Source organism: Yoonia sp. (assembly GCF_965660735.1).
Lineage (GTDB): Bacteria > Pseudomonadota > Alphaproteobacteria > Rhodobacterales > Rhodobacteraceae > Yoonia.
Window position 1 is genome coordinate 1 of record NZ_CBFIBD010000018.1, and the last position, 25,115, is coordinate 25,115.

At 60.9% G+C, this 25,115-nt stretch carries 28 protein-coding genes and 1 tRNA gene; 13 read left to right on the plus strand and 16 right to left on the minus strand.

The genetic code is table 11. From position 1 onward, the window contains the following. Positions 1-410 (minus strand): DUF2927 domain-containing protein (locus ACTG4B_RS08390; protein WP_439155248.1); only part of this gene is annotated, 410 nt, incomplete at its 3' end. A gap of 286 nt (positions 411-696) precedes the next feature. Here ACTG4B_RS08390 and ACTG4B_RS08395 point away from each other — a divergent pair. Next, positions 697-1,272, plus strand: a complete 576-nt coding sequence (locus ACTG4B_RS08395; RefSeq protein WP_439155249.1) for a hypothetical protein — start codon at positions 697-699, stop codon at positions 1,270-1,272. Between the two features lie 85 nt (positions 1,273-1,357). On the opposite strand, the gene ACTG4B_RS08400 is transcribed toward ACTG4B_RS08395, so the two are convergent. Further along, positions 1,358-2,197, minus strand: coding sequence for an AAA family ATPase (locus ACTG4B_RS08400; protein WP_439155250.1), 840 nt, complete (start codon positions 2,195-2,197; stop codon positions 1,358-1,360). A gap of 180 nt (positions 2,198-2,377) precedes the next feature. Between ACTG4B_RS08400 and dksA the strand changes: the two genes are divergently transcribed. Next, entirely contained in the window at positions 2,378-2,800 is a 423-nt protein-coding gene (gene dksA, locus ACTG4B_RS08405; RefSeq protein ID WP_439155251.1) for an RNA polymerase-binding protein DksA, read from the plus strand. Beyond that, positions 2,766-3,950: an FAD-dependent oxidoreductase gene (locus tag ACTG4B_RS08410; protein ID WP_439155252.1), complete on the plus strand. Its 1,185-nt coding sequence runs from the start codon at positions 2,766-2,768 to the stop codon at positions 3,948-3,950. The genes dksA and ACTG4B_RS08410 overlap by 35 nt, the downstream gene beginning before the upstream one ends. Before the next feature lie 4 nt (positions 3,951-3,954). Here the strand turns inward: ACTG4B_RS08410 and ACTG4B_RS08415 are convergent, their stop codons facing one another. The 3 genes from ACTG4B_RS08415 to ACTG4B_RS08425 are packed head-to-tail and all read right to left on the minus strand — an operon-like array spanning position 3,955 to position 5,493. Then, the gene (locus ACTG4B_RS08415; protein WP_439155253.1) at positions 3,955-4,275 is read right to left on the minus strand and encodes a hypothetical protein; all 321 of its coding nucleotides are present in this window, start codon (positions 4,273-4,275) and stop codon (positions 3,955-3,957) included. Positions 4,276-4,334: 59 nt separating this feature from the next. Continuing rightward, the gene (gene xth / locus ACTG4B_RS08420) at positions 4,335-5,114 is read right to left on the minus strand and encodes an exodeoxyribonuclease III (protein ID WP_439155254.1); all 780 of its coding nucleotides are present in this window, start codon (positions 5,112-5,114) and stop codon (positions 4,335-4,337) included. A gap of 52 nt (positions 5,115-5,166) precedes the next feature. Next, on the minus strand, positions 5,167-5,493 hold the full coding sequence (locus ACTG4B_RS08425; protein ID WP_439155255.1) for a HesB/IscA family protein: 327 nt from the start codon (positions 5,491-5,493) through the stop codon (positions 5,167-5,169). A 73-nt stretch (positions 5,494-5,566) separates the two neighbouring features. Here ACTG4B_RS08425 and ACTG4B_RS08430 point away from each other — a divergent pair, with 73 nt between their 5' ends. The 7 genes from ACTG4B_RS08430 to scpB all read left to right on the plus strand — a co-directional run bounded on the left by ACTG4B_RS08430 (position 5,567) and on the right by scpB (position 13,802). Further along, the gene (locus ACTG4B_RS08430) at positions 5,567-6,739 is read left to right on the plus strand and encodes a deoxyguanosinetriphosphate triphosphohydrolase (protein ID WP_439155256.1); all 1,173 of its coding nucleotides are present in this window, start codon (positions 5,567-5,569) and stop codon (positions 6,737-6,739) included. Continuing rightward, positions 6,729-8,567, plus strand: coding sequence for a cation:proton antiporter (locus ACTG4B_RS08435; RefSeq protein ID WP_439155257.1), 1,839 nt, complete (start codon positions 6,729-6,731; stop codon positions 8,565-8,567). Before ACTG4B_RS08430 ends, ACTG4B_RS08435 begins: the two co-directional genes overlap by 11 nt. Before the next feature lie 76 nt (positions 8,568-8,643). Beyond that, positions 8,644-10,383: an arginine--tRNA ligase gene (argS, locus tag ACTG4B_RS08440; RefSeq protein ID WP_439155258.1), complete on the plus strand. Its 1,740-nt coding sequence runs from the start codon at positions 8,644-8,646 to the stop codon at positions 10,381-10,383. Between the two features lie 72 nt (positions 10,384-10,455). Beyond that, positions 10,456-11,379: an SPOR domain-containing protein gene (locus ACTG4B_RS08445; RefSeq protein WP_439155259.1), complete on the plus strand. Its 924-nt coding sequence runs from the start codon at positions 10,456-10,458 to the stop codon at positions 11,377-11,379. Next, positions 11,380-12,369 carry a glycoside hydrolase family 3 N-terminal domain-containing protein gene (locus ACTG4B_RS08450; protein ID WP_439155260.1) on the plus strand — a complete coding sequence of 330 codons (990 nt, stop codon included), beginning with the start codon at positions 11,380-11,382 and terminating at the stop codon, positions 12,367-12,369. Between the two features lie 6 nt (positions 12,370-12,375). Beyond that, complete coding sequence (locus ACTG4B_RS08455; protein ID WP_439155261.1) at positions 12,376-13,167, plus strand: segregation and condensation protein A; 792 nt, start codon at positions 12,376-12,378, stop codon at positions 13,165-13,167. Beyond that, a complete protein-coding gene (scpB, locus tag ACTG4B_RS08460; RefSeq protein WP_439155262.1) occupies positions 13,164-13,802 on the plus strand; it encodes an SMC-Scp complex subunit ScpB in 639 nt (212 codons plus the stop codon). Before ACTG4B_RS08455 ends, scpB begins: the two co-directional genes overlap by 4 nt. A 225-nt stretch (positions 13,803-14,027) precedes the next feature. On the opposite strand, the gene ACTG4B_RS08465 is transcribed toward scpB, so the two are convergent. The 8 genes from ACTG4B_RS08465 to ACTG4B_RS08500 all read right to left on the minus strand — a co-directional run bounded on the left by ACTG4B_RS08465 (position 14,028) and on the right by ACTG4B_RS08500 (position 19,346). After that, positions 14,028-15,113 carry a 2'-deoxycytidine 5'-triphosphate deaminase gene (locus tag ACTG4B_RS08465; RefSeq protein ID WP_439155263.1) on the minus strand — a complete coding sequence of 362 codons (1,086 nt, stop codon included), beginning with the start codon at positions 15,111-15,113 and terminating at the stop codon, positions 14,028-14,030. 62 nt (positions 15,114-15,175) lie between these two features. Continuing rightward, positions 15,176-15,252: transfer RNA gene (locus tag ACTG4B_RS08470), tRNA-Pro, on the minus strand. A gap of 49 nt (positions 15,253-15,301) precedes the next feature. Next, positions 15,302-15,898, minus strand: a complete 597-nt coding sequence (locus tag ACTG4B_RS08475; RefSeq protein ID WP_439155264.1) for a MerR family transcriptional regulator — start codon at positions 15,896-15,898, stop codon at positions 15,302-15,304. A 3-nt stretch (positions 15,899-15,901) separates the two neighbouring features. After that, positions 15,902-16,204, minus strand: coding sequence for an integration host factor subunit alpha (gene ihfA, locus ACTG4B_RS08480; protein ID WP_439155265.1), 303 nt, complete (start codon positions 16,202-16,204; stop codon positions 15,902-15,904). Between the two features lie 95 nt (positions 16,205-16,299). Next, entirely contained in the window at positions 16,300-17,271 is a 972-nt protein-coding gene (locus tag ACTG4B_RS08485; protein ID WP_439155266.1) for a beta-ketoacyl-ACP synthase III, read from the minus strand. Between the two features lies 1 nt (position 17,272). Next, positions 17,273-18,397, minus strand: coding sequence for a phosphate acyltransferase PlsX (gene plsX, locus ACTG4B_RS08490; RefSeq protein WP_439155267.1), 1,125 nt, complete (start codon positions 18,395-18,397; stop codon positions 17,273-17,275). 21 nt (positions 18,398-18,418) lie between these two features. Continuing rightward, positions 18,419-18,625, minus strand: coding sequence for a 50S ribosomal protein L32 (gene rpmF, locus ACTG4B_RS08495; protein WP_090198591.1), 207 nt, complete (start codon positions 18,623-18,625; stop codon positions 18,419-18,421). A 163-nt stretch (positions 18,626-18,788) separates the two neighbouring features. Next, a complete protein-coding gene (locus ACTG4B_RS08500; RefSeq protein ID WP_439155268.1) occupies positions 18,789-19,346 on the minus strand; it encodes a YceD family protein in 558 nt (185 codons plus the stop codon). Positions 19,347-19,416: 70 nt separating this feature from the next. Between ACTG4B_RS08500 and ACTG4B_RS08505 the strand changes: the two genes are divergently transcribed. Then, entirely contained in the window at positions 19,417-19,896 is a 480-nt protein-coding gene (locus ACTG4B_RS08505) for an outer membrane protein assembly factor BamE (RefSeq protein ID WP_439155269.1), read from the plus strand. A 50-nt stretch (positions 19,897-19,946) separates the two neighbouring features. Here ACTG4B_RS08505 and msrB read toward each other — a convergent pair whose 3' ends face one another. Next, on the minus strand, positions 19,947-20,339 hold the full coding sequence (gene msrB / locus ACTG4B_RS08510) for a peptide-methionine (R)-S-oxide reductase MsrB (RefSeq protein ID WP_439155270.1): 393 nt from the start codon (positions 20,337-20,339) through the stop codon (positions 19,947-19,949). Positions 20,340-20,412: 73 nt separating this feature from the next. Here msrB and ACTG4B_RS08515 point away from each other — a divergent pair, with 73 nt between their 5' ends. Further along, positions 20,413-21,126 (plus strand): GNAT family N-acetyltransferase, encoded by a 714-nt coding sequence (locus ACTG4B_RS08515; protein ID WP_439155271.1) that lies wholly within the window; start codon positions 20,413-20,415, stop codon positions 21,124-21,126. 41 nt (positions 21,127-21,167) lie between these two features. Beyond that, positions 21,168-22,976 carry an ABC-F family ATP-binding cassette domain-containing protein gene (locus tag ACTG4B_RS08520; RefSeq protein ID WP_439155272.1) on the plus strand — a complete coding sequence of 603 codons (1,809 nt, stop codon included), beginning with the start codon at positions 21,168-21,170 and terminating at the stop codon, positions 22,974-22,976. A gap of 186 nt (positions 22,977-23,162) precedes the next feature. On the opposite strand, the gene ACTG4B_RS08525 is transcribed toward ACTG4B_RS08520, so the two are convergent. Both ACTG4B_RS08525 and mazG read right to left on the minus strand, forming a co-directional pair. After that, entirely contained in the window at positions 23,163-24,167 is a 1,005-nt protein-coding gene (locus ACTG4B_RS08525) for a Fe(3+) ABC transporter substrate-binding protein (protein ID WP_439155273.1), read from the minus strand. An 80-nt stretch (positions 24,168-24,247) separates the two neighbouring features. Continuing rightward, entirely contained in the window at positions 24,248-25,069 is an 822-nt protein-coding gene (gene mazG, locus ACTG4B_RS08530; RefSeq protein WP_439155274.1) for a nucleoside triphosphate pyrophosphohydrolase, read from the minus strand. Positions 25,070-25,115 lie beyond the last annotated feature (46 nt).

The following is a 25,115-nucleotide window of genomic DNA, read 5'->3' on the forward strand; positions in this document are numbered from 1 at the left end:
CAGGCGGCGTTGGGGGCCACACGTTGCAGGGCGCGTGTGGGCACCGCCTCGATCGTGATGTTGGCGGCAGGCGCGTCCGTCAGCCTGATATCAATCCGCGCCTCGTTGCGCAGACGGCCTAGCAGATCGGTCAGGTCGTTGACCATCGCCTGCGATACATCGCCCGCGACGCGCACGGTGATCGGTTCTTCGAAACGTGTCAGGGCGGGCAATTCGCGTCCGCTTTCCATCTGGAACGCCAGATCCATGAAATCCAGCGCGATTTCCGAATTGGGCCGCAGCGCGGGGCCGGGGCTTGCCGCGTCAAAACTGCGCATCGCGGGCATGTCCAGACGGACCGGCGCAGGGGTATCTGGCGGGGGCGCACAGCCGGCCAGCATCAACAGGGCAAGAGCAGCGCGCCGGATCATGCGCGGCGCTGGTATTTGATGAAACTGGTCACTTCGCCTACCTTGTCATAGGGCCTGCGGCCCGCGCCATGCCTGATCGTCTGCCGCCCGAAATGGGCCGGATCGTTATTCTTGCCGGGCCGGTCATGGTTCTAGCCTGTTCTTGTCTGCCTGCCCCCAAGAATACCGCGCTTTCGCCGCATGACCAGTCAATTAGCCGTGCAATTTTGCGCAGGCCGATTGATCTGGCGCAATTGCGTGCCCTGCACATCAAAATAAGACGGGCCTGCCAGCAAGAGGTATGCACATGTCCGACACCGCACCCAAGGAAAAAACCATCGTCATCGAAATCCCCGAGGCCGTGGGTGTCTTTGACAGCTTTGCCGACCTGCAGGCCGCGATCTATGACCTGCGCGCCGCAGGGTTCAGCCGCTATGACATCAGCATGCTGGGCGATGAAGAGGTGCTGCGCGAAAAACTGGGCTCGGCCTACTGGCGGTCCAGGGATCTGGAGGACGACCCCCACGCCCCCCGCGCGGCTTTCGTATCAGAGGAAGCGATCGGCGAATTGGAAGGCGCGATTGCCGGCGGGTTCTTTTTCCTTGGCTCGGCCATCGCCTGGGCGGCGCTCCTGACCCCGCTCAGCACGCTGGCGGCCTCTATTGCGGCGGTGGCGATCGGTGGGACGCCGGGGGCGGTGATCGGGTCGATCCTGGCGCGGCGGGTGGGCAAACACCACAAGGATTACTACCAGCACCAGATCGAAAACGGCGGCATCCTGCTCTGGGTTCGCGTCGCGGACCCCGAAAGACGCGATGTCGCGGTCAAGATATTGCAGGGTCATTCCGGCAAGGACGTGCATGTCCATGACTGGAGCGAGTAGAGCCTACAGGCCGTCGCCGCCAAATCTGCCGGAACACGCGCCAATCCATCAGTTCCATCCGGTACCATGTTTCAGCCACCCGGCCTTAACGCCCTGACCGCGCCATGAAGGCCAGACGTTCGAACAGATGCACATCCTGTTCGTTCTTGAGCAGCGCCCCGTGCAGTTTGGGTAGCGCATTCGCCGCGTCGCGTTTCAGGTCCTCTGGTGTCAGATCCTCGGCCAGCAGCAGTTTCAGCCAGTCCAGCACCTCTGATGTTGACGGTTTTTTCTTTAGCCCCGCAGTGTCGCGGATGTCGTAGAATTGCGTCAGTGCGGTGGTCAGCAGCGCATCCTTGATGCCGGGGTGATGCACGGCCACGATCTTGCGCATCGTGTCGATGTCGGGAAAGCGGATATAGTGAAAGAAACAGCGCCGCAGAAAGGCATCGGGCAGTTCCTTTTCGTTGTTCGAGGTGATGATCACGATGGGGCGGTGGACCGCCCTGACCGTTTCGCCGGTTTCGTAGACGTGGAATTCCATCCGGTCGAGTTCCTGCAACAGATCGTTGGGAAACTCGATATCGGCCTTGTCCACCTCATCGATCAGCAGCACGACGCGGCCGTCCGCGCCGAATGCCTGCCACAGCTTGCCGCGCTTGATGTAATTGGCCACGTCATTGACACGTGCATCGCCCAGCTGGCTGTCGCGCAACCGGCTGACGGCATCGTATTCATAAAGCCCCTGCTGCGCCTTGGTGGTGGATTTGATGTGCCATTCGATCATCGGCAGCCCCAGCGCGGCACTGACCTGGCGGGCCAGTTCGGTTTTGCCTGTTCCAGGCTCGCCCTTGACCAGCAAGGGCCGCTCCAGCGTCACCGCGGCATTCACCGCCATGGTCAGATCATCGGTGGCGACATAACTGTCGGTGCCAGTGAATTGCACGATTGATTTCCCTTACATTTTGGCCACCAACCTAGCAGTTTGCCGCAGATCATCAACACCCGCGCTTTGCATCAAATCAGGGGGTGACAGTTCATCAACAACCAAGTAAACCCCCGACAAAACAAGGGTGATGGCGCATGGTGGTGGGCCAGAATGTGTCGGACAAAAAAAGGTATGAAGATGAAAGCTGAAGCGTTTTTGCCGGAAGACTATCGCCCCGCCGATAACGAGCCGTTCATGAATGAACGACAGACCGAATATTTCCGCCGCAAGCTGCTCGACTGGAAGGCCGAAATTCTCGAAGACAGCCGCGACACCGTTGCCGGAATGAAGGACCAGACGCGCAACATTCCCGATGTTGCCGATCGCGCATCCGAAGAAACCGACCGGTCGCTGGAACTGCGCACCCGTGACCGGCAGCGCAAACTGGTCAGCAAGATCGACGCGGCGCTGCGCCGCATCGAAGAAGGCGAATATGGCTATTGCGAAATCACCGGCGAGCCGATTTCGCTGAAGCGGCTTGATGCCCGTCCGATCGCCACCATGAGCCTGGAGGCACAGGAACGCCATGAACGCCGCGAAAAGGTCCACCGCGACGACTGAACCCGGCTGTAATGCAGACCGCAAGATCGCCATCATCGGTGGTGGTATCGGCGGTCTGACGGCGGCGCTGGCGTTGGCCCGGCAGGGGGCTGAAGTCACTGTTTACGAACAGGCGCCCACAATCACGGCCGTCGGCGCCGGTATCCAGATCACGCCCAATGGCGCGCGTGCCCTGCATGATCTTGGGCTGGCGCAGGCACTGGATGATGCCAGTATCCGTGCGCAGGCTGTTGTGCCGATGGATGGGCTGACCGGGCGTCAGGTCGCCCGATTCGGTCTGGCAGGGCAGGCTCCGCCATATCGTTTCATCCATCGTGCCGCCCTGATTGATCTGCTGGCGTCGGCCTGTGCGGATGCGGGCGTTACGATCACACTGGATGCGCGGATCAGCGAATTGCACCCCGACGGGTCATTTCAGACCGCCGAGGGCCTCGTGCGCCCTGATCTGACCATCGGGGCTGACGGCGTCAAATCTGTTGTGCGCGGCCAGATCAACCGCGATGCAGAACCGTTTTTCACCGGTCAGGTCGCGTGGCGGGCGATCGTCAAACAGCCCGATGCAGAGGCCGTGGCCCGGATCTGGATGTTGCCCGACCGGCATATGGTGACCTATCCCTTGCCTGGTGGCATGATGAATGTCGTGGCTGTGCAGGCGCGCAGCCAGTGGGCCAGCGAAGGCTGGCACCACACCGACGAACCGGGAAACCTGCGGGCTGCCTTTGCCAATGCCAGTTGGGATATCAAGGGGATTCTGGGCGCTGTCGAGGACACCAATCTTTGGGGGTTGTTCCGCCATCCTGTCGCAGAAAACTGGTGGCAGGGGTCCATCGCAATACTGGGTGACGCCGCGCATCCGACGCTGCCATTTCTGGCGCAGGGGGCGAACCTCGCGATCGAGGATGCCTATGTGCTGGCGCGGTCCCTGAATGCCGCCGCGCAACTGGGCACCGGGCTGGACGCCTATCAAACGGCGCGCCGCGGGCGCGTGGTGCGCGCCATCGGGGCGGCCAATGCCAATGCGCGCAACTATCATCTGTCCGGCGTGCAACGGCATGTGGCCCACACCGGCCTGCGCGTGCTGGGGCGTGTCGCGCCCACCGTCTTCATGAACCGGCTGCGCTGGCTTTATGGCCACGATGTAACCGCCTGAACGTTTACCAATTACGGCCTGCCTGATCGGTGACGCGTTCCAGCACGGTGTGACTGCGCCAGTCCACCCGGTAGATATCATCGGCGATCCGCATATAGACCCAGCCATCGCGGGCGTCTGGCAGGCCATAGTAGCGGGCATTCATCAGCATCGAATACTGTCCGCGTTCCAGCGTATCACCGATGTCAACCGGGCCGGGACGCGGGATGGCCGGTTGCGGCACCGCCACGCAGGCGGTACCCGGTATCGTGATGCGGCATTGCGCGAACCCGACTGTCGGTATGATCGCGATGGCAAGCGCGGCGGTGATGGCGATATGGCGCATGACATTCCCACCCTGTCCGTTTCGACAAGGCCTGATTCTATCACATTTTGCCTGTGTCGTCACACCGCCAGATCAATCCAGACCGGTACATGATCGGATGGTTTTTCCCCGGCGCGGACCTCTTTCTCGATCCAGCAATCGTTCAACAGGTCGGCGCATTGCGGGGTCAGCAGGAAATGGTCGATGCGGATGCCGTCATTCTTGTTCCAAGCGCCGGCTTGATAATCCCAGAATGAATAGTGACCCGGGCCGGTCTCGCGGGCGCGAAACGCTTCGGTAAAACCAAGGTTGGTGATGCGTCGGAACGCCGCGCGGGTTTGCGGCAGAAACAGCGCGTCCTTGCGCCAGGCATCGGGGCGGGCGGCGTCCTCGGGTTGTGGGATGACATTGTAATCTCCGGCCATCAATGCCGGTTCTTCCTGCGCCAGCAGATCCTGCGCGCGGGCATGCAATCGGTCCATCCAGGCCAGTTTATAATCGTATTTCGGCCCCGGTGCCGGGTTGCCATTGGGCAGATACAGCCCGCAGATACGCACCGCCGTTGTTCCCACCACGGTCGCCTCGATCCAGCGGGCCTGGTCGTCGGCGTCGTCACCGGGCAGTCCGCGGGTCACATCCTCAAGCGGGAGTTTTGACAGGATTGCGACACCGTTGAACCCTTTTTGACCATGGGTTTCGACGTTATACCCCCTGTCCTCGAACATCTCGCGGGGGAAATTTTCGTCAATGGATTTGATTTCCTGCAAGAACGCGACATCCGGCTGTGCCGCATCCAGCCACTCCGTCAGCGCGCCGATGCGCGCCTTGACGCCGTTTATGTTGAATGTGGCTATTTTCATGACGCCCCCGCTTTGCGACCGTTCTGCCGCAGGGGGCGGCGCTGTGCAAGGCTCACATCGAAAACGATGTGCCGCAGCCGCAGGACGATGACGCATTGGGGTTGTTGATCACAAAGCGCGCGCCGATCAGTTCTTCGGTGAAATCAATCGTCGCGTCGGCCAGAAATGGCAGCGAGACAGCGTCAATGACCACGGTTTCGCCCTTGTCCGACAAGATCAGGTCATCGTCCTTGGGCGCATCAAGGTCGATTTCATATTGAAACCCCGAACAACCGCCGCCTTCGACCGCGACGCGCAGGGCTTTTCCCTGGGCTGCGGCGCCGATTTCGGCTAGCCGTTCAAAGGCGCGGGGGGTGACCTTGGGGGGGATCGTAAGCATCGGACAGACCTATCGGTTTGGGTTCACTTGCAATATAGGGGGCATAGGCAAGACGGACAAGGCAGGCAGAACAATGGCAGCGCCCTATGCAACAGACCCGGCCAATGCGCGCGGGCGGCTATACCCGGAAGAAGAAAGCACATTCCGGTCGCCCTTTCAGCGGGATCGTGACCGGATCATTCATGCATCCGCCTTTCGGCGGCTGAAACACAAGACCCAGGTGTTCATCGAACACGAAGGTGATTATTTCCGCACCCGCCTGACCCATTCGATCGAGGTGGCGCAGGTCGCGCGCACCGTCGCCGCCGCCCTTGGACTGAACGTGGAACTGACCGAGGCGGTCGCGCTGGCGCATGATCTGGGGCATACCCCGTTCGGGCACACAGGCGAGGAGGCGCTGGATGCCTTGATGCAGCCTTATGGCGGCTTTGATCATAACGCACAGGCGTTGCAGATCGTCACCAGCCTGGAACGGCACTATGCCGAATGGGACGGGCTGAACCTGACGTGGGAAACGCTGGAGGGGATTGCCAAACACAATGGCCCCGTGACGGGGGACATTCCCTATGCGCTGGCCGCCTACAACGCGCGTCACGATCTGGAACTGCACACCCATGCAAGCGCCGAGGCGCAGGCGGCGGCGCTGGCTGACGATATTGCCTATAATAACCATGACTTGCACGATGGACTTCGCGCAGAGCTGTTCAGCACCGACGATCTGGCAGAACTGCCGATCCTGCGCGATTGTTTCGCGCGGGTCGATGCAAAATACCCCGGCCTGAACTATTACCGCCGCCGGCATGAGGCGCTGCGCCGGTTTTTTGGCATTCTGGTCGAGGATGTGATCACTGTCAGCCGTCGCAATCTGTCAGGGCTGGCCCCGGCAACGGTGCATGATATTCGCCATGCGGGGCGGATGATGGTGCAGTTTTCGCCAGACGTGTGGACCGACCTCAAGGTGATCCGGCAGTTCCTGTTCGAACGCATGTATCGCGCACCTGCGGTGGTGGACATGCGGGTGGTCGTCACAAAGATGGTGAACGAACTGTTCCCGTTTTTCATGAAAAACACCGGCGAACTGCCAAAACAATGGCGCAAGGATGTGGCTGACGCGCCTGACCAGACCGCATTGGCGCGGATCGTGGCCGATTATATCGCGGGAATGACGGACAGGTTTGCCATTCAGGAACATAAACGCTTGATTGGTGGTGCCGATGTTCCGGCAGGAGTGATTGATGGCAATTGAGAGCGAAGCCGGCGCGATGGCGCCCGTCATGGCGATTGCGCTGGTTGGGGTCTTGGGCGTCGGCTCGCAGTGGCTGGCGTGGCGGCTGCGGATGCCGGCCATTGTGCTGATGTTGCTGGCCGGCATCATTGTCGGGCCGGTGGCGGGGGTCTTTGACCCGCAGCGCGATATCGGGCCGCTGATGGGGCCGATCATTTCCATTGCGGTTGCCATCATCCTGTTCGAAGGCGGGCTGACGCTGAACCTGCACTCGTTGCAGGGGGCGGCGGTCGGGGTCAAGCGGCTGGTCTTTGTCGGTGCACCGCTGGGCTGGCTGACATCGGCGCTGACATTGCATTATGCAGCGGGTCTGAGCTGGGAAAGCGCGGCTGTCTTTGGCGGCATCATGATCGTGACGGGGCCAACCGTGATTGCGCCCTTGTTGCGCACGGCGCGCCTGTCGAAACGTCCGGCCGCCCTGCTGCATTGGGAGGCGATCATCAACGACCCGGTCGGCGCCCTGGCGGCGGTTCTGGCCTTCGAAGTCGTGCTGGTGCTGCACACCGCAACGACGGTCAACGCCGCCCTGATCGATTTGGTCACCGGGGTAGGCGTCGCCACCGTGCTGGGTATTGCGGCAGGTTTCGGGCTGGCGCGCGCGTTCAAACGCGCCTGGGTGCCCGAATACATGAAGGTGCCGGTGCTTTTCGCGCTGTTGGTGGCGGTCTTTGCGGTTTCGGATTGGGTGCTGCACGAAAGCGGCCTGCTGGCCGTGACGATCATGGGGATCGTCATCGCCAACGCCAACCTGCCCAGCTACGAAGAAATGCGCCGGTTCAAGGAACATGCAACCGTCCTGCTGGTCTCGGGCGTTTTCATCCTGCTGGCTGCGCAGATGGATTTTGCGGCCCTGGCCCGGCTTGACTGGCATGCGGCTGTTTTCGTCGTGTTGGTGGTGCTGGTGGCGCGGCCGCTGACGGTGATGGTATCCCTTTTAGGGTCGGGTATCGCCTGGCGCGAACAGGTCTTGGTGGCCCTGACGGGTCCGCGCGGGGTTGTGCTTGTGGCGGTCGCGGGTCTGTTTGGCGAACGCCTGTTGGGTCTGGGTTTTGACGATGCGGCCTTGATCGGGCCGCTGGCCTTTGTTTTGGTGGCCTTTACCGTGATTGTGCACGGGTTCACGCTGGCGCCCTTTGCCCGCTGGCTGGGCCTGACCGGGGCGGATAAACCGGGTGTGATCCTGATCGGCGGATCCGAGTGGACCACCGCCTTTGCCGAGGCGTTGAAAAAGGCGGATGTACCAGTGCTGATGGCCGATCCGAACTTTGGCCACTTGCGCGCCGCCCGCCGTGCCGGAATCGAAACCTTTTCGGGCGATATCCTGTCAGAGGCAGCCGAACAGCGTCTGGAACTGGTCAGCTATGCCACACTTGTCGCGGCCACCGACAATGACGCCTATAATACGCTGGTCGCCACGGACCTTGCCCCGGAATTCGGCCGCGACAACGTGTTTCAGGTCACACGCGAAAAAAGCGACCGCGCCCGCCATCAACTGCCCAGCACATTGGGGGGCCGCGTCTTTGGCCCCGAAGAGACCCACGCCGGGCTGAACAGGATGATCCGCGATGGCTGGACCTTTCGGGTGACCCGTCTGACGGACGAATTCACCTTTGAGGATTGGCGCGCCAAACGTCCCCGCGCGCATCTTGTCGGGCGGATTTCGCCCGCAGGAGAGATACGCCTTTTGCGCAAGGACGAAGATGTCAAACCTGCCAAGGACGTGCGCATCATCGCCCTGCGACCGCCAGAGACGGAAAAATCCGGCAATCAGCCACCCTCGGACACATGAGCCACCCGCGCGCCGCGCTAATTGACGCCCGCGCGCGGGATGCTACACGGAGTTGGAACAAGTTGGACATGACACGATGAACCTTTTTGCCGATATCCGCGTCCTTGTGATGGATTGCCTTGACCAGTTGACAGCCGAAGGTTTTTTGCCCGGCGGACTGTCCACCGATGCTGTGGCCGTAGAGCCGCCCCGCGACGCGGCGCATGGTGACATGGCGACCAACGCCGCCATGGTGCTGGCCAAGCCCGCGAAAATGAACCCCCGCGCCATCGCAGAGGCGCTGGCGGCGCGGCTGCAATCCGATCCGCGTGTCGCTTCCGCCGAGGTGGCAGGCCCCGGATTTCTGAATATGCGCCTGGCATCCGGTGTCTGGCAGGATGTGGTGCGCACCGTGCTGTCGGATGCGGGCTTTGGCCGGTCCACGCTGGGGCAGGGGCAAAAGATACTGGTGGAATATGTGTCGGCCAATCCCACCGGCCCGCTGCATGTGGGCCACACCCGTGGCGCCGTTTTTGGCGATGCGCTGGCCAGTCTGCTGGGTTACGCGGGCTATGATGTGACCCGCGAATATTACATCAATGATGGCGGCGCGCAGGTCGATGTTCTCGCGCGGTCAGTTTATCTGCGCTATCTTGAGGCGCACGGTCAGGATGTCGCGTTCGAGGATGGGACCTATCCGGGTGATTACCTGATCCCGGTGGGGCAGGCGCTGAAAGACAAGGTCGGCGATGCCTATGTCGGCAAAAGCGAACAGGTCTGGCTGGAAGAGGTGCGCGCATTCGCCACCGATGCCATGATGGCGCTGATCCGCGACGATCTCGCGCAGCTTGGCATCATGATGGACAGTTTCTTTTCCGAAAAGTCCCTGTATGGCAGCGGCCTGATCGAAAAGGCGATTGCAGAGCTGGACGCCAAGGGGCTGATCTATCAGGGCGTGCTGGAACCGCCCAAGGGCAAGGTGCCGGAAGACTGGGAACCGCGCGAACAGACGCTGTTCAAATCCACTGCCCATGGCGATGACGTGGACCGGCCCGTGCAGAAATCGGACGGCGCATGGACGTATTTTGCCCCCGACATCGCATATCATTATGACAAGGTGCAGCGCGGGTTCGACGCCTTGATCGACGTGTTCGGGGCCGACCACGGCGGTTACGTCAAGCGGATGAAGGCGGCGGTGTCCGCGCTGTCGGATGGCCGCGTGCCATTGGATATCAAGCTGACGCAGCTGGTGAAGCTGTATAAGAACGGCGAACCTTTCAAGATGTCGAAGCGGGCAGGGACATTCGTGACCCTGCGCGATGTGGTCGATGCCGTCGGCAAGGATGTGACCCGGTTTCATATGCTGACGCGCAAGAACGACGCCCCGCTGGATTTCGATTTCGATAAGGTGCTGGAGCAATCCAAGGATAACCCGGTTTTTTATGTCAATTACGCTTATGCGCGGGTGAATTCCGCGGTGGGCAAGGCGGCGGCTATCGCGGATGTGTCCGATGCCACGCTGGTTGACGTGGATTTGTCGGGCCTGAGCCATGACGCCGAACTGACGCTGATCAGGAAACTGGCGGAATGGCCGCGTCTGGTCGAGATTGCCGCCAAGGGACACGAGCCGCACCGGATCGCATTTTATCTGTATGATCTGGCGTCGGATTTCCACGCGCTTTACCATCATGGTAACAGCCAGCCTGCACTGCGTTTCGTGCAAGAGGGTGATTCAGATACAACACAAACGAAAATTGCGCTGATCCGGGCCGTTGCGATTGTTATTTCGCAAGGTCTTGGTATTCTTGGTGTCACACCGGCAGAAGAAATGCGTTAAACGTGCACTGCCGGAACAGGCTGAATGAATTGACCCCAAAAGCCACAAGGCACGGGGCGCAGTGAGGCAAAGATGGCAGTTTATGATGAGGGGTTCGCCCCGCAAGATAGCGCGTCGCGCGCCGGTTCTTTCGTTAATTTTGCAGGGGCCGCCCTTTCGCTGACCCTGATCGTAGGCGTCGGTTTTTGGGGTTACAAGCTGGTGATGCGTGACGTCAGCGGCATTCCCGTGGTGCGCGCCATGGAAGGCGACATGCGTGTGCTGCCCGATAATCCGGGCGGTGACGTGGCACTTCATACCGGGTTGGCGGTGAACGAAGTGGCCGCAGTAGGCGAGGCTGGCGGCCCCGAGGACCGGCTTGTGCTGGCCCCCGCGACCAGCGGGCTGACAACCGAAGATTTTGATGTGCAGCCTTCTGACGCATCGGAAAATATCGCCCCGGCGCCCGAGGTTGGACAGGTGCCGGTGAACATGGCAGCCCCCGATGTGCCGGCAGCCGCCTTTGAAGATCCCGCCAACGCAGATATCCTTGCCCTGGCTGATCAGATTGCGGCAGACGTGGCAGCGGTCGGGACAGGCATTGAAACCGGCGATGAAACCGATGTGATCGCCCCGTCGGTACCCGGTGTCGTCATGTCACAGCGTCCGGTCTTGCGCCCGGCAGGGTTGCAGGCAACCGTGGCATCCTCCGCGACGGCCACTGTGCGGACTGACGAGGTTGCCATATCCACAACGGAATTTGCAGCCGGCACCAATCTGGTCCAACTTGGCGCGTTTCCCTCTCCGACGCTGGCCGCCGAGGAATGGCGCCGCCTGCAGGGCACGTTCGGGCAACTGATGACTGACAAGGGCCGGGTCATTCAGGTCAGCAACCAGTCCAGCGGCACGTGGTATCGTTTGCGCGCCAGCGGTTTTACCGACCGGGCCGAGGCGCGCCGGTTCTGCACAGCACTTGAGGCCGAAGGCGCGAACTGTATTGCTGTGCTGGTCAACTAGGTGGCGCTGACCGCGACGATCCTGGGGCCTGCGGGCCCGCGGGTCACGGACTGGGAGCGTGATTTTTTCCGCGATGCGGACCCGCTAGGGTTTATCCTGTTTTCCCGCAACGTCGACACGCCCGACCAGTTGCGCGGCTTGACCGCCGATCTGCGCGATGTGGTGGGCCGCGACGCGCCGATCCTGATCGATCAGGAAGGCGGGCGCGTGCAGCGGATGCGCAGCCCGCATTGGCGCGAATACCTGCCCGCACTGGACCAGTTGGCGCGCGCGCGTGATCCGATGCGGGCGCAATGGGTCCGCAGCAGGCTGATTGCGGCGGAACTGCATGATGTGGGCATCGACGTGAACTGCGCCCCGCTGGCCGATCTGGTCGAGGATGCGACCCATCCGATCCTGCGCAACCGGCTTTATGGCAGTGATATCGACACCGTCGTGCAGGCCGCACGTGTCTGTGCCGATGCCTTTGTGTCGGGGGGGGTGCTTCCGGTCTTGAAACATATTCCGGGCTATGGACGCGCAGCCGTGGACAGCCACAAGGCGCTGCCGACCGTAACCGCCCCGCGCGCTGAACTGATAGCGCGCGATTTCGCACCGTTTCAGGCGCTGAACGATATCGCCATGGGCATGACCGCCCATATCGTCTGCGCCGACATCGACCCGGTCCGGCCTGCGACAACGTCCCCCGCCGTGATGCAGGTGATCCGCGACGACATCGGCTTTGACGGGCTGATCATGACCGATGATTTGTCGATGCAGGCGTTGTCGGGCACCATCGCAGAACGGGCGGCGGCGTCGATTGCGGCGGGGTGCGATATCGTGCTGCACTGCAATGGTGACGCGGACGAGATGCGGGCCGTTGTCATGGCTTCTGGTGATATGACCCCGGCAGCGCATGCCCGCGCAGATCGTGCCCTGGCCCAGCGAAAGCCCCCCGAGACGATTGACATCCCTGCATTAGAGGCTGAACTTAACGCGCTGACAGCGTGAGGTGACATGCAGGGCGAGGATTTTCAGGAAGACACGATCAGTGTCAGCGAACGCGTCGCCGCCGAGGCGCTGATCGTGGATGTCGGCGCATTCGAAGGGCCGCTTGATTTGCTGCTGACCCTGTCGCGCACGCAAAAGGTGGATCTGCGCAAAATCTCGATTCTGGCATTGGCGGAACAATATCTGGCCTTCGTCGAACGGGCCAAGCAGTTGCGGCTGGAACTGGCCGCTGACTATCTGGTCATGGCCGCGTGGCTTGCGTTTCTGAAATCGCGCCTGCTGTTGCCGCCCGATCCCAAGGAGGAAGGCCCGTCAGGCGAAGAACTGGCCGCGCACCTTGCGTTTCAGTTGGAACGGCTGGAGGCGATGCGCAATGCCGCAGCACAACTGATGGCGCGCGACCAGCTGGGCCGCGATTTCTTTGCCCGCGGCATCACCGAAGATGTGCAGAGGGTGCGCCGCGTCACCTATACCGCGACGCTGCTGGACCTGATGCAGGGCTATGCGCGCATTCGCACCCGCGACGATTTCCGCCCCTTTGTGATGGACCGTCAGCATGTGATGACGATGGAACAGGCGCTGGAACGGATGCGCACGTTGATCGGCTTTGCCGGTGACTGGACCGATATCGTCAGCTATCTGCCCGATGGCTGGGACGCCGACCCGCAACGCAGACGATCCACAACCGCTGCGACATTCGCCGCCTCTCTGGAACTGGCCAAGGAAGGCAAGATCGAAATCAGGCAGGGCGATACATTCGCCCCGATCCAGATCCGCAAGAAAGACCCCCGCCCATGAGCAAACGCGATAACGACAGCCTGTTCGATGCCCCGCCCATGGGCGAACAGGAACGCATGGTCGAGGCAATCCTGTTCGCAACCGCCGATCCGGTCACGGTGCAGGAACTGGCCGGAAGGATGCCGCACGGCTGCGACCCGGCCGAGGCCATCGCCCATCTGCGCAAACGCTATGAGGGACGGGGGGTGAACGTCGTGCGCATTGACAGCGCCTGGGCGATCCGCACTGCCCCCGACCTTGGGTTCCTGATGCAAAAGGAAACGGTCGAGGTGCGCAAGCTGTCACGCGCTGCGATCGAAACCCTCGCGATCATTGCCTATCATCAGCCCGTCACCCGCGCCGAGATCGAGGAAATCCGCGGCGTCAGCGTCAGCCGCGGCACGATCGACCAGTTGATAGAACTGGAATGGATCAGGTTCGGCCGCCGCAAGATGACGCCGGGGCGGCCTGTGACCTTTGTCGTGACGCAGGCGTTTCTGGATCATTTCGGGTTGGAAAACGCCCGCGACCTGCCGGGGCTCAAGGAACTTCGGTCCGCGGGCCTTTTGGAAAACCGACCGCCACCCGGTTCGGGGGGGCTGACGGACGACGAAGATGATGATGACGATAACCAAAGCGAAATGTTCGAAGATTGAACTTCTTGGGCTATTTTGCCGGAAAAACCGAACAAAAAGGTTGAAGAATGAACATAAACCGTCTGATCAATTTGGCGCTGCGGATGCTGATGAAGCGTGGGGCTGGCATGACTGCCAACCGGAACGGCCCACCAAAAGGCACCGGTCCAGATGGCCGCAAATCGGGCTACGTCAACCGTCAGACCATGCAAAAAGCACGCCGCGGGATGCAAATCCTGCGGCGCTTCATGCGGTAGATTTGAAGTGTTTCGACAGCTTCAGCCCCTGACCTTGATAGTTTGATTTGATCTCGCGGCCATAAAGTGCCTGCGGCATCGCGGCCATGTTTTCGTAGATCAGACGCCCCACGATCTGCCCATGTTCCAGCACAAAGGGCGCTTCGTGGCAGCGGACCTCTAATACGCCGCGCGATCCGGCGCCGCCTGCATCGGCATAGCCAAAGCCCGGGTCGAAAAAACCTGCATAATGCACCCGAAATTCGCCCACCATCGCCAGATAGGGGGCCATTTCAGCGGCTTGCATCGGGGGAATGATGATCGCCTCGCGGCTGACAAGGATATAGAACGCACCGGGATCAAGGATGATCCAGCCGTGTTCGGTGTGCACGGGTTCCCAGAAATCTGCAGGTTCGTAATGGTCCAGCATTGCCAGATCGACGACGCCTGTATGTGGCTTGGCGCGATAGCCGACCAGATTGCCTTTGGCCGGTTTCAGATCAACGGAAAAACCCAAACCGTCTGAAATGACAGGATCACCCGATACGATGGGTGTTTGCGCATGAAGGGCGCGCAGGTCGTCATCCGACAGCCACGTCTTGCCCTGGCGAAAAATGATCTGGTTCAGCATCTGCCCGGGCTGCGCGACGACAGAAAACGACCGCGGGCAGATTTCGACGTATAGCGGGCCGTCATAGCCATCTGGCACACGGTCGAATTCGACGCCGTGATCGGTGATGATCCGGGTCAGCAGATCAAGCCGCCCGATGGACGATTTCGCACTGGCCGCCCCGGACATGCCCGTGGGCAGGGACAGGTTTTCCATCAGGGGCACCACATAGACACAGCCTTTTTCAAGCACTGCGCCGCCGTTCAGGTCGATGGCATGCATCTGAAAATCCGCCAGTCGCTGCTGCACCGTGCGGTGCCGCCCGGCCAGAAACGATGCGCGCACCCGGTATGCAGTGTGCCCCAGCCGCAGATCAAGCGAGGCCGGTTGTATCTGGCCATCAGTCACGGGGATACCGGCGGTGATTCCCCCTGACGCAATCAGCGCGCGGATCTGGTGATCGGCCAAAACACCGGGTTTGGTCATCGCATGGTCCTTTCGGATACCAAAACGCCCGCTGTGCGGTTGCACAAACGGGCGGTTATGATTGGTCGGGCTAGCAGGACTCGAACCTGCGACCTTCCGTCCCCCAGACGGACGCGCTACCAGGCTGCGCCATAGCCCGACTTGGGGCTTTCATAACGAAATTGCATCCGGGGGCAAGCCCGAAAACCTCAGGCAGCACACATCCTCGCACGCAAATTTTCCAGTCGTGCAACAAGGGGTGCGATTTCAGCCGCGCGCGCCTGAAGTCCTGCCAGATCGGCAGGCACACGGCCCAGTAACCTGCCCGGCACCGCAGGCATCGTATCGGGAAGCGGTGGCAGATCGCCAGGGGCGACCGGTGTGGTGTCTTCGCTTGCCGCAGGATGATGTGTGAAACCGGGTGCCGCAGAAGGGGTATCAAAGGGCAAGTTGTCCTGATGTGGTGTCGGCGCGTCGCTGGCGACCGGTCGGGCAGGGCCCTGATCCATGTCAGGTGTGGCAAGTTCGACGGTGATCGATGCCCCCAGCATGGCCACATGTTTCACGCCCTTTTCACGTAGCAATTTCTGGGCGCCCTTGATGGTCAGCCCGTCTTCGTGCAAAAGCTGTTTGATGCCGCCCAGCAGGTCCATGTCCTCGGGGCGGTAATACCGCCGACCACCGGCACCTTTGACCGGTTTGATCTGGCTGAATTTGCTTTCCCAAAAGCGCAGCACATGGGTGGGGGTATCCAGCCATTCGGCAACTTCGCTGATCGTGCGGAATGCGTCTTTTGCCTTGGCCATGTCTTAGCGTTTGTTGCCGGCTGCCACGCGGTCCTTCATCAGGTGCGAGGGGCGGAAGGTCAGCACGCGACGGGGGTGAATAGGCACCTCTTCGCCCGTCTTGGGGTTGCGCCCGATGCGCGCGGCCTTTTCGCGGACGGAAAATGTTCCGAAAGAGGATATTTTCACTGTCTCCCCTTCGACCAGCGCATCCGAGATATGCGACAGAACGCTTTCTACCAGATCGGCGCTGTCATTGCGAGAAAGTCCAACCTGGCTATGCACCGCATCGGCCAGGTCCATGCGCGTCAAAGTCTTGTCAGCCATCATAAAACCCCCGAGTGTTTGGACGAGCATACGCCCCAGCGAAATTCAGAGTCAATAACAACGACTTGGCGTTTCCGCAGAATACCAGTTTTCGCCTACCAGCGGATCACCACGGACCCCCACGCAAGCCCCCCGCCGATTGCTTCGGTCAGCACGATGTCGCCGGGTTTGATCTGCCCGCGCGCGACCGCCACCGACAAGGCCAGCGGAATTGATGCGGCCGATGTGTTGCCATGGTCCTGCACCGTGACAACGACGTGGTCCATGCTGACGCCCAGTTTCTTTGCAGTGGCCTGAATGATGCGGATATTGGCCTGATGCGGCACGACCCACGCGACGTCTTCAGGGGTCAGACCTGCCTTTTCCAGCGATTTATGGGCCGTCTGCGCCAGCTTTTCGACTGCATGACGAAAGACTTCCTTGCCTTCCATGCGCAGAACGCCGGTGTTCTGGGTTGCGACGCCGCCATCGACATACAGCAGATCGCGATAACGCCCGTCCGAATTCAGATCGGTGGCAAGGATGCCGCGGTCGTCAGAAGTGCCCTTGCCGTCTTGTCCTTCAAGGATCAATGCGCCGGCCCCGTCACCGAACAGCACACAGGTTGACCTGTCTGTCCAATCCATGATGCGGCTGAATGTTTCGGCCCCGATCACAAGAACCCGGTCTGCCTGACCGGACGCGATCAGCGCATTTGCATTGGCAAGCGCATATGTAAAGCCCGCGCAGACCGCTTGCACATCAAAGGCATAGCCGGTGGTGTTGCCGATATTATGCTGCACCATGGTGGCCGCCGACGGAAAGGTCATATCGGCGGTTGACGTGGCAAGGATGATGGCATCGATCTGGTCACCGGTCATTCCGGCATCATCAAGTGCGGCCTTTGCCGCACGCGTTGCCAGATCCGATGTCGTCTGGCCGGGTGCCGCAAAGTGGCGGCGTTCGATACCTGAGCGGGATCGGATCCATTCATCGCTGGTTTCAAGCGTTTTTTCGAATTCGCTGTTCGGGACAACCCGTTCGGGCAGATAGTGCCCGACCCCTTTGACGACTGCACGACGTGTCATGTTATTTGCCTGTCTTCGTAGAAGGGTCTTCGACCCTGCTTTCTTGACTTGTATCTTGGGCAAGGGATGCTGCCGATGCAACCCGCGCCGCCAGTTTGTCTGAAAAACCGTTCTGCGCCAAACGATAAGCCAGCAAAAGTGCTGCGGTCACGCCGGTCTTGTCGGCCGACCCATGGCTTTTGATGACGGTCTGGTTCAGCCCCAGAAACACCCCGCCGTTCACCCGGCGTGGATCAATCCGCTTGCGCAGCCGTTTCAGCGACCCCCGCGCCAGAAAGGCCGCCAGCATCGACATTGGCGATTTCATCAATGCCTCGCGCAGCAGGCCGGAAATCAGCGTTGCCGTGCCTTCGCCGGTTTTCAACGCCACATTGCCCGTGAACCCGTCGGTCACGATGACATCCACCCGGTCAGACGGCAGATCGCCGCCTTCGATGAAGCCGACATAATCGAATTCACCTTTTGCCGCCGCGTTCGCGATCAGCTCGTGCGCGACCTTGAGCTCGGCCCGCCCCTTGTGTTCTTCGGTCCCGACATTCAACAGGCCAATCCGGGGCCGTTCAATGCCCAATCCGTTGCGCGCATAGGATGCCCCCATCAGCGCATAGGTCAAAAGATCGTCCTGATCGGCGCGGATATCGGCGCCCGCATCCAGCATCACATTGAACCCCGAGGGATTGCGTGACGGCCACAGGCAGGCAATCGCAGGTCTGTTCACACCTTCGGCCTTGCGCAGGCGCAGCATCGACATGGCCATCAAGGCACCGGTATTGCCGCAACTGATACAGACCGCAGCCTGTCCGTTGCGCACGGCTTCGATCGCTGACCACATGGATGTGGTCTTGCCATGGCGCAACACGTGGCTTGGCTTGTCAGCCATTTTCACGACGTCGGATGCATCGTGGACCGTGACCCGGTCCGCGATGTCATGTTTCGTCAACATCGGCTGCAACACAGATGCCGGACCGTGCAGAATGGCGCGGGCACGAGGCGTTTTTGACAAAAACGCCGAAAGGCCGGCAACAACGGTTGCAGGCCCTTCGTCCCCGCCCATGGCGTCAACAGACAGCACGTGCGATGCCTCAGCCTGTGTCGGAGCAGTGTCCGTCTGGCCTTTGGTCATCATGCCCCGCGCCCGATCAGCAACTTATGCTGCGTCTTCGTCGAGGTCGATTTCCGTGGTGTCGGCGATCACTTCGCGTGTCGCATAGTGGCCGCAGGACGGGCACACGTGGTGGGGGCGCTTCAGCTCACCACAGTTGTCGCATTCGTTGGGGTTTGCTGCGACAAGCGAGTCGTGCGCACGCCGGTTGTTGCGGCGGGATTTGGATACTTTGTTCTGTTGGACGGCCATGGCTCAACCCTATGATAAATGGGCCGATGGCCCGCGTGTGTTGTTCTCTGGCGGGGTCCTATGCCATTCCGGCTGCCCTGTCGAGATGCGATCTGAAAGAGGCCGCGAACATACTGCGATTCACGCAGTGTGCAACCTTTTTTCCAAGGCCTTTCTTGGCGCGTTAATCGTCTTTGTTTTCAAGGCTGTCGCGCAATGCGCCCAACCCTGCAAAGGGTTTTGTGTCGTCATCGGTCAGCGGGGTCGCGCCTTTCGGGGCAGACACGGCTGTGGCCATTTCGGCACCTTCACTGCGCGGATAAACCGGTAACGCCAGCGCCAGCGCCTCGATCATCACCTGTGCAAGGTCGATCGCGGCCGGTAACGGTTCGACCGTGTCGTCCTCGGGCATCTCAACTTCGGCGCCTTCGGGTTCGGGCAGATCTGCAACATAGGACCGCGTGACAGTTTCATCGATCCGGCTGGTCACAGGGGCGAGTGTGACGACACACTCCTGAACAACGGTGGCCCCCAGATCGGCTGTCAAGGCCCAGTCGGTGCGACCGATCGGTTCCAACTGGCCGGCAAACCGCAGTTTCCTGATACCGGTGATCCCCAGCGTATCGGCAATGGCACGCCGTTCATCGGCCGTCGGCACCAATGTGAATGCGGTCGCGCGCCTGGTGGTCAGATCGGCCAAACGCAGCTGTGATCGGGGGAGTGTGGCCAAGGGTGCTTCCATTCTTGAATTGAGGTCAGTTTGTGCTGTAAGCGGGATAAAAGGCATAAGTCGCCAAAGCAAGAGGTCGGTCATGAGCAGAAACACAGGCAAGACAGGTATCTTGCCGCGCACAGCAGTGTTGGTGGCGGTGCTGGCGCTGTCGGTGGGGTGCAGCCCGATCACACGGTTTCACGGCTTTGCCCCCTCGGCACAGGATGTGGCTGCGGTGCAAGTGGGACAGGCGACCCGCGATACCGTGATTGCAAACTTTGGTCCGCCGACCTCGACCGGCGTTCTGGGCAATCAGGACTTCTATTATGTTTCTAGCACCTTCCGGCATTTCGGGGCCTTCGCGCCGCAGGAAACCGAACGCCAGGTGACAGTCGTGAGCTTTGACGCAGACAATGTTGTCAGCAACATCAGCCGCTACGGGCTGGAGGACGGGCAGGTCGTTGTGCTGGACCGCCGCGTGACCGAGGACGGGATCAATGATGTGACCTTCCTCAGCCAGCTTCTGGGGGCTTTCGGGCGCGTCGACGCGGGCGCTTTGCTGGGCGAAGCGCCGCAATAAGGTGACGGCGCGGGGGCGCGACATGTCCGAATCACCCGTTGGGGGCCGTGTCAGGTTTCGGGTGTGAACGTCATCGCCACACCGTTCATGCAGTAGCGCAATCCTGTCGGTGGGGGGCCATCGGGAAACACATGGCCCAGATGCGCGTCGCAGCGGGCGCAATGCACCTCTGTCCGTTTCATGAAAAAGCTGCGGTCCACGGTTTCGCCCACGACCTCTGGTGCGATCGGCTGGTAAAACGATGGCCAGCCTGTGCCGCTTTCGAATTTCGCGGATTGATCAAAGAGCGGCGCACCGCAGCACACGCACATGTAGGTGCCGGGATCCTTTGGAAAATTCTCATGCGTGCCAGCCCGTTCAGTCCCATGCTTGCGCGTGACCTTATAAGCCAGATCTGATAATTTCTCGCGCCATTCTGCATCGGTTTTGACGATCTTATCCATCAGTTTCGCATTCCTTTTACTTTGTTGGTTGTTAACCTAGGGCAGAGGCCGGTATTCGCCAAGGTGGGGGACGATGACAATTCCGTTTCAAAAGGGCCGCTATCGGGTTCGGTTCGCCACCAGCCCCGCCGATGTGGCGGCCTGTCAGAACCTGCGTCATCTGTCGTTCTTTGGCGCGCCGGGGCGGGATGCCGACCTGTTTGACCAGACATGCCGGCACCTGATGGTCGATGATCTTGCGGGCGCTTTGGTGGCGACGCTGCGGCTTTGGGTCCATCCGTACGGGGCGGCGGCCTGCGATGGGTATGTGGGGCAGTTCTATGATCTGGCGTGGTTGGCCCGGCAAAAAGGACCGGTCATCGAACTGGGCCGGTTTTGCGTCGACCCCGCTGTGCTGGATGCCGATGCGCTGCGTGTTATCTGGGGGGCGCTGACGGGGCTGGTCGACGATGAAAACGTGGCCTTGCTGTTCGGTTGCACCAGCTTTGCAGGGACTGATCCCGCCGTTTACGGGCGGGCCTTCGCACTGCTGGCCGCCCATCACCTTGGCCCCGGGGATCAGCGTCCGGTCCCCAAAGTGCCAGAGGCCCTGGCCTTTTCCCGGATCCCCGATCACGGCACCCGCCCGATGCCCGCCCTGCTGCGCAGCTATCTGGCGCTGGGGGGCTGGGTCGGTGATCATCTGGTGGTGGACCGGGCGATGAACACCCTGCATGTGTTCACCTGTGTCGACATTTCCGCCGTGCCGCCCGCGCGTGCACGGGCTTTGCGCGCGATTGCCGGCTGATCCCCCTTGCGGTTTCCCGCGCGCCGCCCTAGCTGACGGTCATGGCACGTGCACCCCTCCTTCAGCTTTCCGATATCGCCCTGACCTATGGCGGCGATCCTGTTTTCGCCGACCTGTCGCTGGTCATCCAGCCCGGTGACCGTGTGGCCCTTGTGGGCCGCAACGGATCGGGTAAATCCACCTTGATGAAAGTCATGGCCGGGCTTGTCCTGCCCGATGACGGCACACGCGTCGCATCGCCGGGCGTACAGGTCGGCTATATGGAACAGGACCCGACGATGGACGGTTTCGCCACGCTGGGCGACTATGCCGCCAGCGGGCTGGACCCGGACGAGGCCTACAAGGTCGACATGGTCGCCGAAGGGCTGAAGTTCGATCCGGCAGGGGCCGTGGCGACGGCATCGGGCGGGGAACGCAGGCGGGCGGCCTTGGCCAAGCTGATGGCCGAAGCGCCCGAACTGATGCTGCTGGACGAACCGACAAACCATCTGGATATCGAGGCAATCGCCTGGCTGGAAAACGAACTGAAGACAACGCGTGCGGCCTTTGTGTTGATTTCCCACGATCGGGCGTTCCTGCGGGCGCTGACCCGGGCGACGCTGTGGATCGACCGGGGCACGGTGCGCCGGGCCGAACAGGGGTTCGACGGGTTTGAGGAATGGCGCGACAAGATATGGGAAGAAGAAGACCAGCAGCGCCACAAGCTGAACCGCAAGATCAAGGCAGAGGCCCGCTGGGCCGTCGAAGGCATTTCCGCCCGCCGGACACGTAATCAGGGACGCCTGCGTGCGCTGGCTGATCTGCGTGCTGAAAAGGCCGGTCAGATTCGGCGGCAGGGGACGGCCGCCATGGCATTTGAGGGCGGGAGTTCGTCGGGCAAGAAGGTGATGGAAGCCACCGGTCTGAGCAAGACGTTTGACGGCAAGCAGATCATCCGCGATTTTGACCTGACCGTGCAGCGGGGCGACCGGGTGGCCTTTGTCGGGCCGAACGGTGTGGGCAAGACCACGCTGATCAAGATGCTGCTGGGGCAGGTGGCCCCGGATGCAGGGACCGTCACGCTGGGGACCAAGCTGGATATCGCCATCTTCGACCAGACCCGCGCGGCGCTGAACCCCGACATGTCACTGTGGGAAAATCTGGCCAACGATCCCGAACTCGGCGTCAGCGGCAAATCCGATCAGGTGATGGTGCGCGGACAGCCGAAACACGTCGTTGGCTACCTCAAGGAATTTCTGTTTGACGAGGCGCAGGCGCGCGCGCCCGTCCGGTCCCTGTCGGGGGGTGAAAAGGCGCGGCTCCTGCTGGCCCGTCTGATGGCCCGCGAAAGCAACCTTCTGGTGCTCGACGAACCGACAAACGATCTTGATATCGAAACGCTGGACCTGTTGCAGGACATTCTGGGCGATTACGACGGGACTGTCTTGCTGGTCAGCCACGACCGGGATTTTCTGGACCGTGTGGCGACTACGACCATCGCGATGGAAGGTCAGGGGCAGGCGGTGGTCTATGCCGGTGGCTGGACTGACTATCGTGAACAGCGCGGCGGTGATTTCACCGAAGCGAAAGAGGCGTCCAAGCCCTTGGCGAAAAAACAGAAACCCGCGGACAAGAAAACATCCGGCGGGTTGTCATTTACCGAAAGACACCGGCTTGATGAACTGCCCGGCGTCATCGACACGCTGACTGCGGAAATCACCAAACTGGAAGGTTTGCTGGCCGACCCTGACCTATTTACGCAAGAGCCGGTAAAATTCCAAAAGGCCACAGATGCCCTGGTCGCCCGTCAAAACGCCCTGTCGGACGCCGAAGACGAATGGCTGGCGCTGGAAGAGAAAGCGGCCGTTTAAAGCGTTTTCACCTTTATCCTTTTTCACAATGCGCAGCCTCTCCCTGACGATCGAACGGGGTCTGTATTGCTTGATGTCCCAAGTAAAAGGCGCAAAGCCATATCGCTTCTTCCGAGCGTAAATATCCTCGGGGGGAGACCCGGAACGGGTCGGGGGGCAGACAGCCCCCCTCCACGTCGGCGGCGGTCAGCCGTCGAAATTGACTTCTTCCATGATCCGCAATGCGGTGGGGCGATGGCCTGCCAGATCGCTCAGGTTCACGTCATCGGGCGTGAACTCACCCCAGCTGGCGACCAGATCGGATTGCGCAACGCCCTCCAGCACAGGATATTCATAGTTCAGTTCGGCATAAATCCGCTGTGCCTCCGGCGATACAAGGTATTCCATCAGTTGTAATGCCTCGTCACGGTTCGGCGCCGCGTTGGTCATCGCCATGCCGGATACGTTCACATGGGTGCCACCATCCGCAAATGTCGGGAAGACGATGCGCACCGCATTGGCCCATTCGGTCTGTTCCTCATTATTCAGCATCGCACCCATGTAATAGGTATTGCCAAGGCTGATGTCGCATTGCCCGGCCCAGATCGCACGGACCTGCGCGCGGTCGTTGCCTTCGGGCTTGCGGGCCAGATTTTCACGCACGCCAGCGGCCCAGTCGCGCGCCCCGTCCTGGCCCACATGGTCGATCACGGCCGACAACAGCGCAAGGTTATAATTATGCAAACCGGAGCGTGTGCAAATGCGCCCTTCCCATTTTTCCGAGGCAAGATCTTCATAGGTGGTGACTTCGCCATCAGCGACCCGGTCTTTCGAGGCATAGACGATCCGCGCCCGCGTCGTCAGGCCGAACCACAGGTTGTCAGGGCTGCGCAAGGTTTCGGGAACGGCGTTGGTCAGCACGTCACTTTCGACCGGCTGGATCACACCTGCATCCACGATCTGTTTCAGATTGGCGATATCCACCGTCATCACCAGATCGGCAGGCGACCGGTTGCCTTCGGCGCGCAGGCGTTCGACCAACCCGTCATCGACATAAGCCAGGTTCACGGCGATGCCGGTCTCGGATGTAAAGGCATCCATCACAGGCTGGATCAGTTCGGGCTGGCGGGTGGTGTAGATGTTCACATCAGCCAGGGCAGGTGCTGCGATGGCGGCACAGGTGCTGGCAAGAAGGATCGTGCGGAATGTCATGGGTTAGCTCCAGTTTCTGACTGATGCCTGTAAACCCGACACTTTTAGTCAGGTCAATACCTGAATTTTTTACTCGGAATTTATTTCCCGGTTTTCTCATGTGCCTTCGCGGCATCCCAAAGCGCGTCCATTTCTGCCAGATCACTGTCGGCGGGGCGCTTGCCCCGTTCGGCCAGCGCATCCTCGATGGCCGTGAAACGCCTTGTAAATTTGGCGTTTGCCCCGCGCAGCGCCTCTTCGGGGTCAATGTCGAGATGGCGTGCCAGATTGGCCATCACAAACAGCAGATCTCCAAACTCCTCTACCATCTCGACCTGTGTCAGCGTGTCGCGGGCCTCGACCAATTCGCTGGCTTCCTCGATGATCTTGTCAATCACATGGGTCGTATCGGGCCAGTCAAAGCCGACGCGCGCGGCGCGTTTTTGCAGTTTCACCGCCCGCATCAATGCAGGCAATCCAATGGCGACCCCGTCCAGCGTGCGGGTCTGCGCGCGGCCTGCGCGTTCGGCCGCCTTGATCTTTTCCCAGTCTGCCACCTGTTGTTCGGCCGATTTATCCCGCGATTCGTCGCCAAAGACATGCGGGTGCCGGGCGACCATCTTGTCCGATATCGCGCGCACGACGCTATGAAACGTGAAATGCCCGGCCTCGGCACCCATTTGGGCGTGATAGATGGTTTGCAGCAGCAGATCGCCCAATTCGCCTTCCAGATCGGTCCAGTCTGATCGGGCGATGGCATCGGCAACTTCGTAAGCCTCTTCGATGGTGTAGGGGGCGATGCTGGCAAAATCCTGCGCGATGTCCCAGGGACAGCCGGTGTCGGGGTCGCGCAACCGGCGCATGATTTCCAAAAGGCGCGGTAGTCCGCCGTCAGGATCGTGGATCAAACTGTCATCGGCCATTGCACAGGTCCCCTTGTTGCGGTCAAGTGCCACCGTATTGTCCTGA

What these genes read in the sequence shown, in the direction of transcription:
- ACTG4B_RS08395 (WP_439155249.1), top strand. Translation starts at nt 697, where the DNA reads ATGTCCGACACCGCACCCAAGGAAAAAACCATCGTCATCGAAATCCCC.
- ACTG4B_RS08425 (WP_439155255.1), bottom strand. Translation starts at nt 5,493, where the DNA reads ATGCTTACGATCCCCCCCAAGGTCACCCCCCGCGCCTTTGAACGGCTA.
- ACTG4B_RS08430 (WP_439155256.1), top strand. Translation starts at nt 5,567, where the DNA reads ATGGCAGCGCCCTATGCAACAGACCCGGCCAATGCGCGCGGGCGGCTA.
- ACTG4B_RS08525 (WP_439155273.1), bottom strand. Translation starts at nt 24,167, where the DNA reads ATGACATTCCGCACGATCCTTCTTGCCAGCACCTGTGCCGCCATCGCA.
- ACTG4B_RS08455 (WP_439155261.1), top strand. Translation starts at nt 12,376, where the DNA reads ATGCAGGGCGAGGATTTTCAGGAAGACACGATCAGTGTCAGCGAACGC.
- dksA (WP_439155251.1), top strand. Translation starts at nt 2,378, where the DNA reads ATGAAAGCTGAAGCGTTTTTGCCGGAAGACTATCGCCCCGCCGATAAC.
- ACTG4B_RS08505 (WP_439155269.1), top strand. Translation starts at nt 19,417, where the DNA reads ATGAGCAGAAACACAGGCAAGACAGGTATCTTGCCGCGCACAGCAGTG.
- ACTG4B_RS08445 (WP_439155259.1), top strand. Translation starts at nt 10,456, where the DNA reads ATGGCAGTTTATGATGAGGGGTTCGCCCCGCAAGATAGCGCGTCGCGC.
- ACTG4B_RS08415 (WP_439155253.1), bottom strand. Translation starts at nt 4,275, where the DNA reads ATGCGCCATATCGCCATCACCGCCGCGCTTGCCATCGCGATCATACCG.
- ACTG4B_RS08435 (WP_439155257.1), top strand. Translation starts at nt 6,729, where the DNA reads ATGGCAATTGAGAGCGAAGCCGGCGCGATGGCGCCCGTCATGGCGATT.
- ACTG4B_RS08410 (WP_439155252.1), top strand. Translation starts at nt 2,766, where the DNA reads ATGAACGCCGCGAAAAGGTCCACCGCGACGACTGAACCCGGCTGTAAT.
- ACTG4B_RS08465 (WP_439155263.1), bottom strand. Translation starts at nt 15,113, where the DNA reads ATGACCAAACCCGGTGTTTTGGCCGATCACCAGATCCGCGCGCTGATT.
- ACTG4B_RS08520 (WP_439155272.1), top strand. Translation starts at nt 21,168, where the DNA reads ATGGCACGTGCACCCCTCCTTCAGCTTTCCGATATCGCCCTGACCTAT.
- ACTG4B_RS08485 (WP_439155266.1), bottom strand. Translation starts at nt 17,271, where the DNA reads ATGACACGTCGTGCAGTCGTCAAAGGGGTCGGGCACTATCTGCCCGAA.
- ihfA (WP_439155265.1), bottom strand. Translation starts at nt 16,204, where the DNA reads ATGGCTGACAAGACTTTGACGCGCATGGACCTGGCCGATGCGGTGCAT.
- argS (WP_439155258.1), top strand. Translation starts at nt 8,644, where the DNA reads ATGAACCTTTTTGCCGATATCCGCGTCCTTGTGATGGATTGCCTTGAC.
- rpmF (WP_090198591.1), bottom strand. Translation starts at nt 18,625, where the DNA reads ATGGCCGTCCAACAGAACAAAGTATCCAAATCCCGCCGCAACAACCGG.
- mazG (WP_439155274.1), bottom strand. Translation starts at nt 25,069, where the DNA reads ATGGCCGATGACAGTTTGATCCACGATCCTGACGGCGGACTACCGCGC.
- ACTG4B_RS08475 (WP_439155264.1), bottom strand. Translation starts at nt 15,898, where the DNA reads ATGGCCAAGGCAAAAGACGCATTCCGCACGATCAGCGAAGTTGCCGAA.
- msrB (WP_439155270.1), bottom strand. Translation starts at nt 20,339, where the DNA reads ATGGATAAGATCGTCAAAACCGATGCAGAATGGCGCGAGAAATTATCA.
- scpB (WP_439155262.1), top strand. Translation starts at nt 13,164, where the DNA reads ATGAGCAAACGCGATAACGACAGCCTGTTCGATGCCCCGCCCATGGGC.
- plsX (WP_439155267.1), bottom strand. Translation starts at nt 18,397, where the DNA reads ATGATGACCAAAGGCCAGACGGACACTGCTCCGACACAGGCTGAGGCA.
- ACTG4B_RS08515 (WP_439155271.1), top strand. Translation starts at nt 20,413, where the DNA reads ATGACAATTCCGTTTCAAAAGGGCCGCTATCGGGTTCGGTTCGCCACC.
- ACTG4B_RS08500 (WP_439155268.1), bottom strand. Translation starts at nt 19,346, where the DNA reads ATGGAAGCACCCTTGGCCACACTCCCCCGATCACAGCTGCGTTTGGCC.
- xth (WP_439155254.1), bottom strand. Translation starts at nt 5,114, where the DNA reads ATGAAAATAGCCACATTCAACATAAACGGCGTCAAGGCGCGCATCGGC.